Annotated in this window: 13 protein-coding genes and 1 pseudogene; 7 read left to right on the plus strand and 7 right to left on the minus strand. The window is 69.1% G+C overall.

The genetic code is table 11. The features are described 5' to 3' along the window. Positions 1–153: 153 nt before the first annotated feature. A complete protein-coding gene (locus CVV72_RS04705; protein ID WP_255632519.1) occupies positions 154–801 on the minus strand; it encodes an OmpA family protein in 648 nt (215 codons plus the stop codon). A gap of 191 nt (positions 802–992) precedes the next feature. On the opposite strand from CVV72_RS04705, the gene CVV72_RS04710 reads away from it, so the two are divergent. Next, positions 993–1193, plus strand: a complete 201-nt coding sequence (locus CVV72_RS04710) for an antitoxin (protein WP_219151199.1) — start codon at positions 993–995, stop codon at positions 1191–1193. Here the strand turns inward: CVV72_RS04710 and CVV72_RS04715 are convergent. The 3 genes from CVV72_RS04715 to CVV72_RS04725 are packed head-to-tail and all read right to left on the minus strand — an operon-like array spanning position 1176 to position 4612. Then, a complete protein-coding gene (locus CVV72_RS04715) occupies positions 1176–2873 on the minus strand; it encodes a cobalt chelatase (protein WP_219151200.1) in 1698 nt (565 codons plus the stop codon). The two genes, CVV72_RS04710 and CVV72_RS04715, sit on opposite strands and share 18 nt — an antisense overlap. Beyond that, a complete protein-coding gene (locus CVV72_RS04720; RefSeq protein ID WP_219151201.1) occupies positions 2870–3802 on the minus strand; it encodes an AAA family ATPase in 933 nt (310 codons plus the stop codon). The genes CVV72_RS04715 and CVV72_RS04720 overlap by 4 nt, the downstream gene beginning before the upstream one ends. Positions 3803–3811: 9 nt before the next feature. Then, the gene (locus CVV72_RS04725) at positions 3812–4612 is read right to left on the minus strand and encodes an IclR family transcriptional regulator (RefSeq protein WP_219151202.1); all 801 of its coding nucleotides are present in this window, start codon (positions 4610–4612) and stop codon (positions 3812–3814) included. Between the two features lie 144 nt (positions 4613–4756). Here CVV72_RS04725 and xsc point away from each other — a divergent pair, with 144 nt between their 5' ends. The 3 genes from xsc to CVV72_RS04740 all read left to right on the plus strand — a co-directional run bounded on the left by xsc (position 4757) and on the right by CVV72_RS04740 (position 9246). Next, positions 4757–6565: a sulfoacetaldehyde acetyltransferase gene (gene xsc / locus CVV72_RS04730; RefSeq protein ID WP_219151203.1), complete on the plus strand. Its 1809-nt coding sequence runs from the start codon at positions 4757–4759 to the stop codon at positions 6563–6565. Between the two features lie 257 nt (positions 6566–6822). Next, positions 6823–8187: an aspartate aminotransferase family protein gene (locus tag CVV72_RS04735; RefSeq protein ID WP_219151204.1), complete on the plus strand. Its 1365-nt coding sequence runs from the start codon at positions 6823–6825 to the stop codon at positions 8185–8187. A gap of 66 nt (positions 8188–8253) precedes the next feature. After that, a complete protein-coding gene (locus CVV72_RS04740) occupies positions 8254–9246 on the plus strand; it encodes a phosphotransacetylase (protein ID WP_219151205.1) in 993 nt (330 codons plus the stop codon). On the opposite strand, the gene CVV72_RS04745 is transcribed toward CVV72_RS04740, so the two are convergent. Next, positions 9224–10219 carry a YeiH family protein gene (locus CVV72_RS04745; RefSeq protein ID WP_219151206.1) on the minus strand — a complete coding sequence of 332 codons (996 nt, stop codon included), beginning with the start codon at positions 10217–10219 and terminating at the stop codon, positions 9224–9226. The two genes, CVV72_RS04740 and CVV72_RS04745, sit on opposite strands and share 23 nt — an antisense overlap. Positions 10220–10291: 72 nt before the next feature. Between CVV72_RS04745 and CVV72_RS04750 the strand changes: the two are divergent. The 3 genes and pseudogenes from CVV72_RS04750 (at position 10292) to CVV72_RS04760 (ending at position 14145) form a co-directional block, all read left to right on the plus strand. Further along, positions 10292–11178 (plus strand): annotated as a pseudogene (locus tag CVV72_RS04750) (LysR family transcriptional regulator). Between the two features lie 193 nt (positions 11179–11371). Beyond that, positions 11372–12751, plus strand: a complete 1380-nt coding sequence (locus CVV72_RS04755) for an amino acid permease (RefSeq protein WP_219153825.1) — start codon at positions 11372–11374, stop codon at positions 12749–12751. A gap of 158 nt (positions 12752–12909) precedes the next feature. Next, the gene (locus tag CVV72_RS04760; protein WP_219151207.1) at positions 12910–14145 is read left to right on the plus strand and encodes an acetyl-CoA hydrolase/transferase family protein; all 1236 of its coding nucleotides are present in this window, start codon (positions 12910–12912) and stop codon (positions 14143–14145) included. Between the two features lie 284 nt (positions 14146–14429). Here CVV72_RS04760 and CVV72_RS04765 read toward each other — a convergent pair whose 3' ends face one another. Together CVV72_RS04765 and cmdF are read right to left on the minus strand one after the other, a co-directional pair. After that, complete coding sequence (locus tag CVV72_RS04765; RefSeq protein WP_255632520.1) at positions 14430–15434, minus strand: aldo/keto reductase; 1005 nt, start codon at positions 15432–15434, stop codon at positions 14430–14432. A gap of 363 nt (positions 15435–15797) precedes the next feature. After that, a complete protein-coding gene (gene cmdF / locus CVV72_RS04770) occupies positions 15798–17366 on the minus strand; it encodes a tyrosine 2,3-aminomutase (protein ID WP_255632521.1) in 1569 nt (522 codons plus the stop codon). Between the last annotated feature and the right edge of the window lie 3 nt (positions 17367–17369).

The following is a 17369-nucleotide window of genomic DNA, read 5'->3' on the forward strand; positions in this document are numbered from 1 at the left end:
CTCGCACCGCGTGTCATCCGTCCGGAAGCACGTGAGTTACGGTTCCAAGCACGCGAGTTACGGTTCCAAGCACGCGAGTTACGGTTCCAATCACGTGAGTTGCGCGGGTTCCGGCGAGTGGGTGTCCAGCCGGACGTCGGTTTCCATCGGAGGTCACTGTGCGACGGTGATCTGCGTGGCCAACGCCTTGTCGCCTTGGGCCTTTTCGTTGCCGGTCGCCTCGGTCTTGACCCGGTCCTTGGCCACGCCCGCTCCTTCGAGCGCGGTGGTGATCGCTTCGGCGCGCTTTTCGGAGAGCGCCTTGGACTTTTCCGCGTCGGGGTAACCCGCGTGGGTGGCGACCATGATCTTCACATCGTTGCCCTGCATACCCTTGGCGATCTCACCGAGTGCCGCCTTGCTCTTTTCGGACAGTTCGGCGCTTTCCGTGGTGAAGGTGATCGGTGACTGCTGGAGAGCCTGCTGGATCGCCGCGGTCACCTTCTGCGCCGCCTCGCCGCCGGCCTGACCCGCGTCCGCTCCCGAAGAAGCCTGGGCTCCGTCGCCGGATGACGGCGCGGCGGCCGCGCTTGAAGCGGTTCCATTCGCGCCAGATGTTCCAGCCGCACCGTTCTCGCTTTCGGAGCCGCACGCGGCGACCAGGCCGGCCACGATCGCCACGCCCGTTACCGTCCGGGCAATATTCCTGCGCATGAGGTTCGAACTCCCTTTGGCCGTGTCCGCATTGGCTGACCCCTGGGATACGAACACGAAAGAGCTAAAAGCGCCAATCGTGATCCGGCGGAGCGGTGTCGAATACACCCGAGTGAGCTACCTCCGGCGATACGCGTTCCTGGTGGTCGAGTCCGATTTCCTTACCTGCAAAGGGTAAATGAGGTGAAGTTCACGCGACTCACCCAACCGTCCGGCTCAAGTTGCGATGGAGCGCGAAGGAGCTTTGATGGGAGTCATGCGCCGGTGGTCGGCGTATTCACAATAAGCGAGGAGTTCTCATGGGTATCGACTTCGAAGGCATGAAGGACAAGGTGAGCGGGGAGCACGTCGACAAGGCCGCCGATTTCGCGAAATCCCGCTTCGGTGACCACTCCGACAGGATCGACTCGGCCGCCGACAAGGCGAAGGACTACCTCGGTGAGTCCGGCGGCGAGCAGCAGCCGGGCGAAGGACAGCAGGACTCACCGCAGGGTCAGTAGCCCGAGGACGTCCCGGAACGGCGCGTACCCGGACGTGACCGAGGTGTCGAGAACCCGGGAGCGGCGGTAGAAGGGGCTGAGGTCGAGCCCCACGCCGATCCCGCGGATCTCGACGGTGTTCTCCTCCCGCAGCACCGTTTCCCGCAGATGCTCGTCCAGGTAGTGCGGATCGTTCGCCAGGCTCGTCGCGCCGTCCATGGGGCTGCCGTCGGAGAGGACGAGCAGGATCCGGCGTGACTCCGTTCGCGCGCGCATCCGGTCGCAGGCCCAGGCCACCGCCTCGCCGTCGATCCCTTCGCGGAACAGATCGGGTTTCAGCAGTGCCGCGAGATCCGGGCGCGCCCGGCGCCAGGGGGTTTCGGCGTCCTTGAACACGAGGTGCAGGCGTTCGTTGAGCCTGCCGGGATGGCGCGGCCGTCCCGCTCGTCTCCAGTCCCGCCCGGGGCCGCCGCCGTTCCAGGCGCCGGTCGTGAAGCCGAGGACCTCGCAGGAGGCACCGGCGAGTTCGATCGAGCGCGCGAAGAGGTCGACCAGCGCGGCGACGGGTTCCGCGTGCGCGGTCATCGAACCCGAGCAGTCGATCAGGAACGTCACGAGGGTGTCCGCCACCGGTTCGATCCGCTCGGTGCGGAAGATCCGGCGTTCGGTGGGGGAGCTGATCAGCTGCGCCAGGGTGCGGCCGTCGAGGTGGCCTTCCTCCTGGCCGCCGTCCCAGCCGTCGCGCGCGGGCTCGGCGAGCACCGCCTTGAGGTCGCGTGCCAGCCGTCCCGCGCCGACGCCCTGCCTGCCGACGCGCCGGTCGAGCCGTTCGCGGAGTTCGGCCAGCAATCCGGGGCGCACCAGGTCCGCCGCGTGCCGTTCGCGGTCGTACGCCGTGGTGAAAACCCGGTACGCCGCACCGGATTCGCCCAACGTCCTGCTGGTGCCGGCGGTCGCGGAGGGAATCTGCTCGCCGAGGCCGGTGTCGAAGTCGATCACGAGGCTGAAGCGCGGGTCGGTGGGATCGGCGGGGTCACTGCCGTCCTCGGCGTCCTGTTCGGTCCCGGAGAGCAGGGCGCCGGTCGTCCGGGCGATCGCCAGTGCGTGTTCCGCGAACGCCTTCTGGTCCGTCCGATGCCGACGAAGGCCGGCGAGGTCGTGGCCGAGCGAAGGCGCCAGCGCGAACCTGGTCGCCTCGATGAGGTCCTCGGTCTCCTCGACCACCGGTTCGCCGGTGATCCGCGACCGGCAGATCTGCGCGATCGTGTACAGCAGCAGCCCGCGCGCGGTCTCGGTCAGCCCGGAGCGGTGAAACTCCAGTGACCAGCGCAGATGACGGAGACGCAGGTTCCGCCGCATTCCTGGCAGTTCCGCGGGCGGGAGCGACTCGACCCGGAACTGTTCCAGTAGCTCGAAAATCCCGCGTTCGGCGGGGTCTCGCGGGCACAGGCTCCGGTGCAGGGCGGCGTCGGAGGACGTCAGGCGCAGCGCCGTCCCGTCCGCGATCCCGCGGGACGACGGCAGATCGTCGTCGGCCGACTGGCGAAGATGCGGCGCGTGCGGGGGGAGCGGTTCGCGTCCGCGGTGCAGCCGCCGTGCCCGGAAATGGAGCGCCGGATCGCCGCTGAGCGCCCGGATCGCGGCTGCGCACAGCTCCTCGACCTGGTTGCGACGCCGGGTTTCCGCCTGCGCCGTGGTCATGCCGAGAGAAGCCTGAGCTCGTCGTCGAAGCAGCGCTGGAAGAATTCCGCCACCAGATCCCGCTCGGCTTCGTCGCATTTGTTCACGAAGGACAGCCGGAAGGCCGTCGCGGGATCACCGAAGATCTCGATGTTCTCGGCCCAGGTGATCACCGTGCGCGGGGACATCAACGTGGACAGGTCACCGGCCTGGAAACCCTTGCGGGTCAAGGCGGCCACCGCGACCAGCGACGCCGCGAGCGATTCGGAGACGCTGGGGACCCGTGCCCGCACGATCGCGATCTCCTCGGCGGCGGGCAGGTAGTTCAACGAGGCGACGATGTTCCAGCGGTCGATCTGCGCGTGGTTCAGCCGCTGCGCGCCGTGGTAGAGCCCGTTGAGGTTGCCCAGCCCGACCGTGTTGGCGGTGGCGAACAGCCGGAACGACGGATGCGGCCGCAGAACGCGGTTCTGGTCCGTGAGGGTGAACTTGCCGTCGCGTTCGAGGACCCGCTGAAGCACGAACATGACGTCCGGACGGCCCGCGTCGTACTCGTCGAGCACGAGCGCGACCGGCCGCTGGAGCGCCCACGGGAGGATGCCCTCCTGGAACTCGGTGACCTGTTTGCCCTCGCGCAGGACGACGGCGTCGCGGCCGACGAGGTCGAGGCGATTGAGGTGACCGTCCAGGTTGACGCGCACGCACGGCCAATTGAGCCGTGCGGCGACCTGCTCGATGTGGGTCGACTTCCCGGTGCCGTGCAGTCCCTGCACCAGCACCCGGCGGTCGCGGGTGAATCCGGCGAGCAGGGCCAGCGTCACGTCCGGGTTGAAGCGGTATGCCTCGTCGATCTCGGGGACGTGCTCGCCGCGCTCGCGGAACGCGCCGACGACGAGGTCCGAATCGATGCCGAAGACTTCGCGTACCGGGAGCCGTAGCTCGGGGACCATGAGAACTCCTTACGACGGAACACTTTCCGGTTCGGACGCGCCCTCGGCGTCGACGCGGCTGATCGCCTCTGCCGCGCGCTGCAGTGCGGGCAGCGTCTGGAGCGCCTTGTCCGGAGTCAGCCGCATGACGGGCGCCTGCACGGCGACGCAGAGGTTGGCGCGCCCCGGCACGAGGACCGCGACGCACACCAAGCCGGGCAGGAACTCCTCGTCGTCGAGCGCGAACCCGTCGCGGCGGATCCGGGTGAACTCGGCTTCGAGCGCGTCGAGATCGGTGAGGGTCTTGTTCGTGTACTGCTTGAGCGGCGCGTGCGCGAGCAGTTTCCGCCGCTGTGCCGGGCTCATCTGCGCGAGGATCATCTTGCCGCTGGCCGAACAGTGGATCGGCACGCGCGAGCCCGGCCGGAGGTAGAACCGCAGCGGTTCCGGCGTCTCGACCCGGTCGAGGTACACGATCTCGTTGCCCGACAACGTGGTCACGTTGCAGCTCTCGCCGAGTTCGTCGACGAGATGGCGCAGGACGGCGTGCCGGGCGCCGTGGTGGGTCGCGTTGAGGAGCAGGTTCTCCGCGAGCCGTCGCAGCCGGTGGCCGGTGCCGTAGTGGCGGCCGTCGGCCTGGCGGACCAGCAGGCCCGCCCCTTCGAGCTGCTGCAGCATGCGGTGCAGAGTCGGTTTCGGCAGGCCGGTCTCTTCGACGAGGCCCTGCAGGGAGACCAGCTGGTCCTTGGCGGCGATCAGCTCGAGCAGGGAGAACAGCCGCATGGTCGGCGTGTCCCCGTTGATCGGATCGGGTTCGCGAAGCAGCTCCATGTTCCGGAAAGTAGCACATGTTGTCTCGGTTTTCAGAATCCAGCGTTGACGCTCGGCGATCCGCGTCCTATCGTCGGTCGCATCCTGATTTCAGGAACGCCACGTATCGTTTTTTGTAAATCTCGCCTGTCGAAGGAGCGGAACATGACGGAACGGAAGACGGGTGACGGCCGCGTGGTCGTCAGCGGCCGGAAGAAGATGACCCCGTCCGAGGCCTTCGTCGAGACGCTCGTGGCGAACGGCGTCACCGACATCTTCGGCATCATGGGGTCGGCGTTCATGGACGCGATGGACATCTTCGCGCCGGCGGGCATCCGGCTGGTACCGGTCGTGCACGAACAGGGCGCCGGGCACATGGCCGACGGCTACGCCAGGGTGAGCGGCAGGCACGGCGTCGTCATCGGGCAGAACGGCCCCGGCATCAGCAACTGCGTGACCGCGATCGCGGCCGCCTACTGGGCGCACAGCCCGGTCGTCATCGTGACGCCCGAGGCGGGCACGATGGGCACCGGTCTCGGCGGCTTCCAGGAGGCCAACCAGCTGCCGATGTTCCAGGAGTTCACCAAGTACCAGGGGCACGTCAACAACCCGAGGCGGATGGCCGAGTACACCGGCCGTTGCTTCGACCGGGCCCACTCCGAACTCGGCCCGACGCAGCTCAACATCCCGCGTGACTTCTTCTACGGCGAGATCGAGGCCGAGATCCCGGAGCCCGCCCGGCTCGACCGCGGCCCCGGCGGCGAGCGGAGCCTCGACGAGGCCGCGGCGCTGCTGGCCACGGCCGAATTCCCGGTGATCATCTCCGGCGGCGGCGTCGTGATGGCCGACGGCGTCGAGGAGTGCAAGGCGCTCGCCGAACGTCTCGGCGCGCCGGTGGTGAACAGCTACCTGCACAACGACTCGTTCCCGGCGAGCCATCCGCAATGGTGCGGACCGCTGGGGTATCAGGGTTCCAAGGCCGCGATGAAGCTGATCTCGCAGGCGGACGTCGTGATCGCGCTCGGCTCGCGCCTCGGCCCGTTCGGCACGCTGCCGCAGCATGGCATGGACTACTGGCCCAAGGACGCGAAGATCATCCAGATCGACGCGGACCACAAGATGCTCGGCCTGGTCAAGAAGATCACCGTCGGCATCTGCGGTGACGCCAAGGACGCGGCGGTCGCATTGACCAATCGCCTGGCGGACCGGACGCTGGCCTGTGACTCCACAAAGGACGCTCGCGCGGCGAAGATCAAGGCGGAGAAGGACGCGTGGGAAGCCGAGCTCGACGCCTGGACCCACGAGACCGACCCGTTCAGCCTCGACATGATCGCGGAGCAGGAGAGCGAGGAGGGCAACTGGCTGCACCCGCGGGAAGTGTTGCGGGAGCTGGAGAAGGCGATGCCGCCGCGCGTGATGGTGTCGACCGACATCGGCAACATCAACTCGGTCGCGAACAGCTACCTGCGCTTCGAGGAGCCGCGCAGTTTCTTCGCCCCGATGAGCTTCGGCAACTGCGGATACGCGCTGCCGACCATCATCGGCGCCAAGGCCGCCGCGCCCGACCGGCCCGCGATCTCCTATGCCGGTGACGGCGCGTGGGGGATGAGCATGGGCGAGATCATGACCGCGGTCCGCCACGACATCCCGGTCACGGCCGTGGTGTTCCACAACCGGCAGTGGGGTGCGGAGAAGAAGAACCAGGTCGACTTCTACAACCGGCGGTTCGTCGCGGGTGAACTGGAAAGCGAGAGTTTCGCGGGGATCGCCAAGGCGATGGGCGCGGAAGGCATCGTCGTGGAGAAGCTCGACGAGGTCGGCCCCGCGTTGCAGCGTGCCGTCGACGCGCAGATGAACGAGGGCAAGACCACCGTCATCGAGATCATGTGCACCCGCGAGCTGGGCGACCCGTTCCGCCGGGACGCGCTGTCCAAGCCGGTGCGGTTCCTGGAGAAGTACAAGGACTACGTGTAGGTCCCGCTTTCGCGCGTGAAGGCCCCCTTCCCTCGGCTCAGCCGAGGGAAAGGGGCCTTCACGCGCGTTCGTGTTGGTCCGGGGGCGCGTCGCGAAAGCCACCTTCGCGACGTCTGACGTCCCGAAAGTGGCTTTCGCGACACGCGCACCGGTCCCGGCCAACTGGACCCATCGATCACCGCCGCTCTGGTGCTGGGCCGGTGCCGGCCGGGTTGCGAAAGTCGACGCACAGACTCGTGTCTCGAAGGAGGTCTCCGGTGGACGTCACCCAGCTGCGAGCGCAGGCTCGACGGCATCTCGGCCCGCACTTCACCCGCAAGGACACCTGGGCCTCGGATTTCCCGGTGTTCGTACGCGGCGAGGGAAGCTACCTGATCGACACCGAAGGACGCCGCCATCTCGACGGTCTCGCCGGGCTCTTCTGCGTCAACATGGGCCACGGGCGCGCCGACATCGCCAAGGCCGCGGCCGACCAGGTCGGCACCCTGGCCTACGCGAGCAACTGGGGTTCGGCGCACACCCCGGCGATCGAGGCGGCCACGTTGCTGGCCGAACTCGCGCCCGGCGACCTCGGGACGACGTTCTTCGTCAGCTCGGGTTCGGAGGCGGTCGAAACCGCGCTGAAGTTCGCCCGGCAGTATCACCGCAGCCAGGGGCAGCCCGAGCGGACGAAGATCATCAGCCGCGACATGGCCTACCACGGTACGACCATCGGCGCCCTCTCGGTGACCGGGCTGGCGAAGATCAAGGAGCCCTTCGGCCCGCTCATGCCGGGTGTCCGGCATGTACCGAATACGTTGGGGCTGCTGGGAGACTGCGGTCCGGCGTCCGAATTGGACTGTGTCGCGGCGATCGAGCGGGTCATTCTGGAGGAAGGGCCGGAGACGATCGCGGCACTGTTCGCCGAACCGGTGCAGAACGGCCGCGGCGCGCTGGTACCGCCGAAGGGATACTGGCCCGCTTTGCGTGCCCTGTGCGACAAGTACGGCATCCTGCTCGTCTCGGACGAGGTCATCTGCTCGTTCGGCAGGCTGGGGCACTGGTTCGGGCACGGGGTCACCGGGGTCGTGCCGGATCTGATCACCTTCGCCAAGGGATCGACGTCGGGATACGCGCCGCTCGGCGGGGTGATCGTGCGCGAAAAGCTGGTCACCGAGCTGTACGACTCGCCGAAGGGCGGCGTCTTCACCCACGGCGCCACGTGGGGCGGGCATCCCGTCGCCACCGCCGTCGCCGTCGCGAACCTCACCGCGATGCGGGACGAGCGGGTGCTCGACAACGTGCTCACCGAGGGCCCGGAGCTGTTCGCCGCGCTGAACTCGCTCAAGTCCGCGCACCGCTGCGTCAAGGACGTCCGCGGCACCGGGTTCTTCTACGCCATCGAGCTGATGGCCGACCGCGACAGCGGCCGGGAGCTGACCGAGGCCGAGTCGTTGAAGGTGCTTCGCGAGGTGCTCCCGGAGGCGTTCCGGCGCACGGGCGTCATCCTCCGCGGCGACGATCGCGGCGCGACGATGCTGATGATCTCGCCGCCGCTCGTCGCCGATCGCGAGGTGCTCACCGAGCTTCTCCACGGCGTCGACGCGATGCTCAACGACGTCGAGAAGGCCGTCCAGCCCTGATCCTTTTTCACCGGGCGGGGGTCGCCGTCTTCCGGCGGCCCCCGTTTCGTTCGTGGAGGTACTTCGATGAGCCTGACCACCGAGGTCACGCCGGACGCCACGCTCGACGGCTGGCGGGAGGCGTTGCGCGGCCGGAATCTCCGCGTCGCCTTGCCGGACGGCGACGACGAGCGCGCCGTCCGTGCCGCACTGACGTTGCGGGACGAGGGCATCGTGCGGCCGCTGCTTTTCGGTGACAGGGCGCGCCTTCGCGCGGCAGGGGCCACGGACGACCTGATCGTGGACGTCGCGGACGCCCTCGCCGACGACGGGATCGAGGCCGCGCTGGCGGCGGGATTCGCGCGCCGCCCGGAGAACCTCGACGCCGCCCGGCGAGATCCGGTGTTCGTGGCGGCCGCGGCCTTGCGGGCGGGCGTCGTGGACGCCTGTGTCGCCGGCGCGACCCGGCCGACCGCTGATGTCCTGCGCGCGGGACTGCGGGTGGTGGGCCTCGCTCCGGGAGTGTCCACTTTGAGCAGTTGCTTTCTCCTGCTGCTCCCGGACGGTCGGCGGCTGACCTTTTCGGACTGTGCCGTGGTACCCGAGCCGGGGGCGGCGCAGCTGGCGGAGATCGCCCTCGCCGCCGCGGTGACCCATCGTGGCCTGACCGGGGAAGACCCGGTGGTCGCGATGCTGTCGTTCAGCACGCAGGGGAGTGCCGCTCATCAGCGCGTCGACGTCGTGCGCGAGGCGACTTCGCTGGTGCGGCAGCGGGAACCGGGTCTTCCCGTGGACGGCGAGTTGCAGTTCGACGCCGCGCTGGTGGCTTCGATCGCGGCGGCCAAGGCACCCGGATCCGCGGTCGCCGGGCGCGCGAACGTCCTCGTCTTCCCGAATCTGGACGCGGGCAACATCGGGTACAAGATCGCCGAACGGCTCGGCGGAGCCGTCGCGCTCGGCCCGATCCTCCAGGGCCTCGCCGCGCCGCTCAACGACCTCTCTCGCGGCTGCTCCGCCTCCGACATCGAGACGCTCGCGGTCCTGACCGCCGTCCAAGCTAGCCGAGCAGGGCAAGGGTGACGTAGGCGATGGTGCCGACGAGCAGCGTGGAGAGCAGGCCGAGCAGCAGCGCCCGGCCGCCGGTGCGGACCAGGGTGCCGATCCGGACCGCGCAGCCCAGTCCGAAGAGCGCACCCGCCAGCAGCAGTGTGCAGACCACCTTGGCGACGTCGAGCGCGACACCCGGCAGGATCCCGGTGCTCCGCACCCCCACCATCGCCAGGAAGCCGAGGACGAACAGCGGGACGAGCGGCGCGCGCTTCCCGGTGGCGGACGGGCGGCGACGGCGTTCGTGCACGCTGACCGCGGCGACCATCGGGGCCAGCAGGACGACCCGGCTCAGCTTCACCACCACGGCGACCGCGACGGCGGCGGTCCCCGCCGGGGTGGCGGCCGCGACGACCTGCGCGACCTCGTGCACGCTCAGCCCGGCCCAGCCGCCGATCCGCAACGCGTCCATGCCCAGCCAGCCGCCGAGCAGCGGAACCGCCGCGATCGCCAGGCCGCCGTAGAAGGTGACCAGGGCGACCGCGGTCGCGACGTCGGAGTCTTCCCGTTCGACGACGCCTTCCATCGCCGCGATCGCCGACGCGCCACAGATGGAGAACCCGGTCGCGACCAGCATCGCGAGACCGCGCGGAACGCCGATCAGCCTGCCGAGCCCGAGCGTGCCGAGGAACGTGAGACCGACCGTCAGCACGACCGCGAGCAGTGTGCCAGGACCGAGCGAGAGCACCGAAGGGAGCGCGAGTTGCAAGCCGAGGAGGACGACGCCGGCGCGCAGGAGCTTCTTCGTCACCTTCGCGATGGCTTGCCGGGTGCCGTCCGAAAGCACCGGCAGCGAGCCGGCGAGCACCCCGAGCACGACCGCGAGCGTGAGGGCGCTGAGCACGGGAACGGCGGTGCTCAGCAGGTACGCGACGGCCACACCGAGGGCGGTGACGGCGAGACCGGTCAGATGCGGCTTCGTCCGCCGCGCATACGTGGTGCTCATGGTGACGAGCGTCGTCCGGAGAGGACAGTGGCGGTAGCCGGGAATACGGCGGGTAGGTCATGCCGTTCGGCTATGACCGTGCCGGAGCTGGACTCGTTGCGCCTGCTCGTCCTCGTCGGCGAATGGGGCAGCATCGGCCAGGCCGCGGCCGTCCTCGGGCTCGCGCAGCCGTCAGCGAGCAAACGTCTGTCCTTTTTGGAACGACGGCTCGGCCTGGTGCTGATGGACCGGACCCGCCGCGGTTCCGCACTCACCCCGGACGGTCGTGTGATCGCGGGCTGGGCGCGCCGCGTGCTCACCGAACTCGACGGGCTGCTCGACGGCGCCCAGGCGCTGCGGACCCGGCACACGGCCGGACTCCGCGTCGCGGCGAGCATGACACTGGCCGAGCATCTGGTCCCGGGCTGGATCGGCGAGCTCAACCGCGCGAACCCCGGCCTCCACCTCGGCCTCCAGGTCACGAATTCGGATCAGGTGGCCGTACTGGCCCGCGAGGGCAAGGTCGACCTCGGCTTCGTCGAGTCGCCCGGCGCGCTGCCAGGTCTCGTGTCACGGAAAGTCGCGGGAGACCATCTCGTGGTGGTCGTTTCCGGCACCCATCCCTGGGCGCGTGCCCGTCGGCCGCTGACCCCGGCGGAGCTGGCGAGCACACCGCTCGTGGTTCGGGAACACGGTTCCGGGACCAGGAAAACCGTCGACGCCGCCTTGCGCGAGGCCGGGGTGGGCCCGGTGGAACCGTTGCTGGAGCTGGGGTCCGCGTCCGCCGTCCGCAACGCCGTGCTCGCGGGCGCGGGCCCCGCGGTGATCAGCGCACTGGACGTCCGGGACACGGTCTCGTGGTCGTCGCGGTGGAGGGTGTCCACTTCGGTCGCGTTCTGCGCGCGGTGTGGCCCGCCGGACGTCGTCTCGACGGCCCGGCGGCGGAACTGCTGGCCTTGGCGACGCGCAAGCCGTCCTGAGTGGAACTGGACCCCTTTCCCACATCGTAACTGGCACTCGCTCAGCGCCCGACTTGTTCCTACGGTGACCGGAACCACAATGGAGCTCCCAGCGCCACCGCCCCGGCGGTGGGTGCGAGAAGGAGGAGACGTGACTTCAGCGTCCGACCCGGCACAGAGCAGCGGCCTGAAACCAGGGCTCAAGCAGCGACATATGAACTTGATCGCCCTCGGCGGCGTCATCGGGGCCGGGCTGTTCGTCGGCAGCGGCGTGGTCATCCAGTCGGCCGGTCCGGCCGCGGTGGTCTCGTTCCTCATCGCGGGCCTGATCACCGTGCTCATCATGCGCATGCTCGCGGAGATGACGATCGCCAAACCCGCGCTCGGCTCGTTCTACGTCTACGCGAGGGAAGCACTCGGCAACCGCGCGGGCTTCGCCGTCGGCTGGATGTACTGGTACTTCTTCGTCATCGTCGTGGCGGTCGAAGCCGTCGCGGGCGGCCGGATCCTGCAGCTGTGGGTACCGGACGTGCCACTGTGGGTGCTCAGCCTCGGCCTGCTCCTGATCCTCACCGGCACCAACATGGTCTCGGCGCGGTCCTACGGGGAGTTCGAATACTGGTTCTCCTCGATCAAGGTCGTCGCGATCGTCGTCTTCCTGGTCGTGGGAGCCTTATACCTCTTCGGATTCTGGCCGGGCGCTCAGGGCGGCGTGTCGAATCTGGTCTCGCACGGCGGTTTCGCGCCACTCGGTATCGGCGCGGTACTCGCGGCGGTGGTCCCGTGCATCGGTTTCTACACCGGCGCGGAGATCGTCACCATCGCCGCCGCCGAGTCCGCGGAACCGAAGAAGGCGATCGCGAAGGCCATGCGGTCGATCATCTTCCGGGTGGTGCTGTTCTACGTCGGTTCGGTGTTCCTCGTCGTCGCGATCAAGTCCTGGGACGATCCGGCGACCGCCGTGAGCCCGTACGCGGCCGTGCTGGAGGTGCTCGGCATCCCGGCCGTCGCCACGATCATGAACGCGATCGTCCTGACCGCGGTGCTCTCCTGCCTGAACTCGGCGCTGTACACCTCGTCGAGGATGCTGTTCGCGCTCACCGGCAACGGTGACGCGCCGAAGGCCTTCACCAGGCTTTCCCGCAGCGGTGTGCCGCGGCGCGCGATCCTGGCCGGGACCGCGATCGGGTACGTGTCCGTCATCGCCGCCTACACCTCGCCGGACCTGATCTTCCAGTTCCTGGTCAACTCCTACGGCGCCGTCGCGCTGTTCGTGTACCTGTCGATCGCGCTGGCGCAGGTGCGGCTCCGCCGCAGGCTGGAGCGAGAGGATCCGGACAAGCTCACGCTCAAGATGTGGTTGTTCCCGTGGCTGAGCTACGCGACCATCGCGCTGATGGCCGCGGTGATCCTGGCGATGGCGCTCCTGCCGTCGACGCGTTCGCAGTTCTGGCTCAGCGCGGTGACGCTCGCGTTGATCCTCGTCGGATTCGAGATCCGCAGGCGACGGGGCAGGCCGGCGGCCGGGGTGCCGTCCATGCCCGTGGATCCCGAACCCGCGCGGGACACGGCCTCGGCCGCCGTCCGGGAGTGACCCGGCGGGCACCGTGAAGCTCGGCCCGGCCGCGGGTTCTCCCGCGGGCGGGCCGTTCCCGTTCCTTTTCGGGACCGCGGAGGTGACAGGCGCCGGTGACGCAGCCGTGCGGGACATCCTCCGGACCCGCCGCACGACCCCTCGGGCATGATCGGCTCATGCGTGTTCTGTCGGAGAGTCAGCTCGGTTCCGTCCTCGCGGGCGTTCCCGCGGCATGCCCCCGGGTGGTGGTGAGCGGGAACTTCGCCACCCCCATGCGGGCGCTGAAGGTGCTGGACGCGGCGCTGGCGGAGTACCGGTTGTTCGCGCTGAACGCGCAGGCCGGACTGCCGGACCGCGAAGGGGTGCTGCTGGAGACGCCGTTCGTGGGTGCGGGGATGCGCGGCCGCGCCGGGCTGCGGTACTTCCCCTCGCGGTTGTCGCTGGTGCCGCAACTGCTCAAGACCGCGTTGCCGCCGGACGTCGTCCTGGTGCACACCTCGGTGCCGGTGGACGGCGTGGTGTCGCTGGGCACGGAGGTGAACATCCTGCCCGCGGCCGTCGAGGCGGTCCGGGCGCGCGGTGGCCTGGTCGTCGCGCAACTCAATCCGGAGATGCCGTTCGTCCACGGCGACGGGCTCCTTCCGGTCAGCGAAATCGACTACGCCCTCGACGCCGCCGAGCCGCTCCTGTCGCCGGCTCCGCGGACGGTGGGTGACACGGCGCGGACCATCGGTGAGCGCGTGGCCGGCCTGGTCGAGGACGGCGCGACCCTGCAACTGGGCATCGGCGGGATCCCGGACGCGACACTGGCCGCGGTGACCGGACGACGCGGCCTCGCGATCTGGTCCGAGATGTTCAGCGACGGCGTACTCGCGCTCGACCGCGCCGGTGCTCTAGACCCGGCGGTGCCGGTGACGGCGTCGTTCGTGTTCGGTACCGCGGAGCTGTACCGATGGCTCGACCGCAATCCGCGGGTCCGCTTGCTGCGCACGGAAAAGACGAACGATCCCGCCGTGATCGCCCGCCAGCGCGGTCTCGTGTCGGTGAACAGCGCGCTCGAGGTGGACCTGTTCGCGCAGGCCAACGCGAGCCGGGTGCGAGGGGCGATCTACTCGGGATTCGGTGGGCAGACCGACTTCGTGGTCGGGGCACTGCATTCACCCGGCGGGCGGGCGATCATCGCGCTGCCGTCTTGGCATCCCAAGGCCGACGTCTCGACGGTCGTGCCGCGGCTGGCCGGGCCGGTGACGTCGTTCCAGCACAGTTTCCTGGTGAGCGAACACGGTGTCGCGACCATCTGGGGCAACGATTCGAGTGACCAGGCGCAGCAGATCATCGACCACGTCGCGCATCCGACGGCCCGGGACGAACTCGTGACGCGGGGCAGGGAACTGGGCTTCACGCTTTCGTAGCGCGGTGCGGGAGCGCCTCGAGAGCGGGAACGGGCATGTCGCGAAAGCCACTTTCGCGACATGAACCCCGGGGTACGCGCTTCCGCTCGGGTACTTGCCGGTCAGGACGGCCACCCCGGTTCGCGTCCCGCTGCCAGGTAAACCAGCAGGTCGAAGGCCTCGCCGTGCGCAAGCTGCCGGAGTTCCTGGTCACCGTCCCGAGCTTCCGCTGGGCCGCACCGGCAAGACCTGCCACCGCACGTTGACCGCTCTCGCCGCCGGCCTGTACCGGGGTACCTGAACCGTCAAAGGCCGTTCAAGGGCATGGCGTCTTCCGGGTACCGCTCGCCCTTCGCGGTGCCCGCCGGTACCGCCGCGTCGAGCAGAGCGATGTCCTCGGGGCCGAGCCGCAGGGAAGCCGCTCGAAGGTTCTCTTCGAGCGTGCGACGGCGTTTGGTACCCGGGATCGGCACGATGTCGTCGCCTTTGGCCAGCAGCCACGCCAAGCACACCTGCGCGGGACTCGCGCCGACACGGGTGGCGACGACCGCGGCCACTTCGACTACGGCGGCGTTCGCGGAGAAGTTCTCGCCCTGGAACCGGGGATCCCGCCTGCGGTAGTCGTCGCAGGCGTACTCCTCGGCCGGTTTGGCGGTTCCGGTGAGAAAACCGCGGCCCAGCGGGGAGTAGGCGACCAGACCGATGCCCGACTCGCGCAGGAGAGGCTGGATCTCGGCCTCGATATGGCGCTCCCACAGGGCGTATTCGGTCTGGAGGGCGGTCACGGGGGTGACGGCGTGCGCGCGGCGGATCGTGGTCGTTCCGGCTTCGGAAAGACCGAAATACCGGACCTTGCCCGCGGCGATCAGCTCACCGACGGCGCCGGCCACGTCCTCGATCGGGACCTTGAGGTCGACCCGGTGCTGGGACAGCAGGTCGATACGGTCGGTGCGCAACCGGACGAGCATCGCGTCGACGGTCCGGCGGATATGGCCGGGCCTGCTGTTCAGCGCGCCCCGCGTGCCGTCCGGGGCGTACTCCCAGCCGAACTTCGTGGAGATGAACGCTTCGTCGCGCCGGTGGCGCAACGCGGAGCCGAGCAGTTCTTCGTTGCCGAAAGGGCCGTAGACCTCCGCGGTGTCGAAGAACGTGCAGCCGAGGTCGAGCGCCCGGTGGACGGTGGCGATCGACTCGGCGTCGTCCGCGGAGCCGTAGGCCTGGCTCATCCCGAAGCAGCCGAGCCCGAGCGCGGACACGATGGGGCCGTCGGCCCCCAGAACGCGGGTGGGCAGAACATCGTCGTACGGCACCGAGACCCCTCTCTGGTCGGAGCGAACTGAGTGTCTGGCGGGTTCGCACATTCGGTCGTTTCCCCGGCGCACCTGTGGCTCCGCCGCCAGGTTCTGACTCGTCGAAGCGGCCGCGACGTTCTCGGCTGTCCACAAGGGACGCCTCTGCCGGACCGGCGCCTGCTTTGCGAAGGGGGTCGTGAGTGGTAAGTGCGGTTAGAAACGACACCTGCCACTCACGACCCCCTCGTGAAACCGTACATAAATTCATCAATCGTACAATAACCTGCGGAAAGTGTCCTTTGTGGACAGTCAGGGTGCGGCCGGCGCCTTCGGCTGGTCATCGGTCCTGCCCGCGAACCTCTTCCGCAAAGAGAGCCACCGTCACCGAGGCGTGGCTCCGTGACGGACGACCGCGTCGAGGAAGTCCCCGCGCGAGAGCGCGGCGGCCAGCGCTCCGATCTCGTCGCTCAGGCAGCGGTCCCGGTCCAGCGCCGGGACCGTCGCCCTGACCTGATCGTGGGTGATCCGGCCGAGCGGCCCGAGGCGCGAGTACCGGCCCGACACGTCGACGGCCTGCGCGGCCGCGAGCAGTTCCACCGCCAGGATCCAGTTGTTGTTCGCCAGCACCCGGCGGGCGTTCCTCGCCGCGATCAGGCCCATGCTGACCACGTCCTGGTTGTCGGCGTTGGCGGGCACGCTCTGGGCGCTCGCCGGGCCGATCGTGCGGTTCTCGGCGACCAGCGCGCTCGCCGGATACTGCGCTCCGGCGAGCCCGCTGTGCAGACCGGGATCGGCGGTGATGAGGAACTCGGGCAGCCCGTCGTTGAGATGCCGGTTGAGCAGCCGATGGGTCCGGCGTTCGGAGAACACGCCGAGCTGGGTGAGCGCGATGGTGCAGTAGTCCAGCACGAAAGCGACCGGCTGGCCGTGGAAATTCGCGCCGTGGAAGATCTCTTCTTCGCCGGATTCGCCGAAGAAGAGGGGATTGTCGTTGGCGGAATTGAGTTCGACTTCGAGGGTGGTTCCGGCATGCCGGAGGGTGTCGCGGACGGCGCCGAGCACCTGCGGAATCGCCCGCAGGGTGTACGCCTTCTGCAGGTAGACCTCGCCGTCACCGCGGCGGGCCTGCCGTGCCAGTTCGGCGTGGCCGACCGCGAGCCCGCTGCCCCGCAGCAGCAGGCGCAGGTTCGCCGCGGTGTCGATCTGACCGCGGTGAGGCCGGGCTCGTTCGTGCCCGTCGGTGAGGAACGGGCTCGTCGAGCCGCGCAGCACCTCCACGACCAGCGCGGCGATGATCTCGGCCTGCCGAACCTGGTCCAGCGCGCGCCCGACCACCAAGGCGCCGAGCCCGGTCATCGCCGACGTGCCGTTGATCAGCGCGAGACCTTCCTTGGCCCGCAATTCCAGCGGCACGAGCCCGTGCCGCTGGAGGACGGGGCCTGCCGGTGTCCGTACGCCGTCTTCGAGGACATGGCCCTCGCCGATCAAGGTGCAGGCGATATGCGAGAGCGGCGCGAGGTCCCCGCTGGCTCCCAGCGACCCGATCTCCGGCACGGCCGGGATGATGTCCAGGTTCAGGTAGGACACCAGCCGTTCGAGGACGGCCGGGCGCACGGCCGAGTAGCCCTTGGCGAGCGCGTTGAGCCTGGCCGCGAGCATCGCCCGGACCTCGTCCCTGGCGAACAGTGGTCCGACGCCGGTGCTGTGGCTGCGGACGAGGTTCGTCTGCAACGCGACCTCGTCGCCCGCCCCGACCGGATGGTGCACCAGTTCGCCGTATCCGGTGGTGACGCCGTAGACGGGAACGCCCTGGTTCACCAGCTTCTCGAACGACTTCCGGTTCTCCTCGACGGTGGCCAGCGCGGACGGCGGCACCGCGCACGGCGCTCCGCCCTCGGCGATCAGGCGGACACCGGCCAGGTCCAGGCTTTCGCCGTCGAGTTCGACCACCTG

Origin of the sequence: Amycolatopsis sp. TNS106 (genome assembly GCF_019330265.1) — a bacterium.
Taxonomy (GTDB): domain Bacteria; phylum Actinomycetota; class Actinomycetes; order Mycobacteriales; family Pseudonocardiaceae; genus Amycolatopsis; species Amycolatopsis lurida.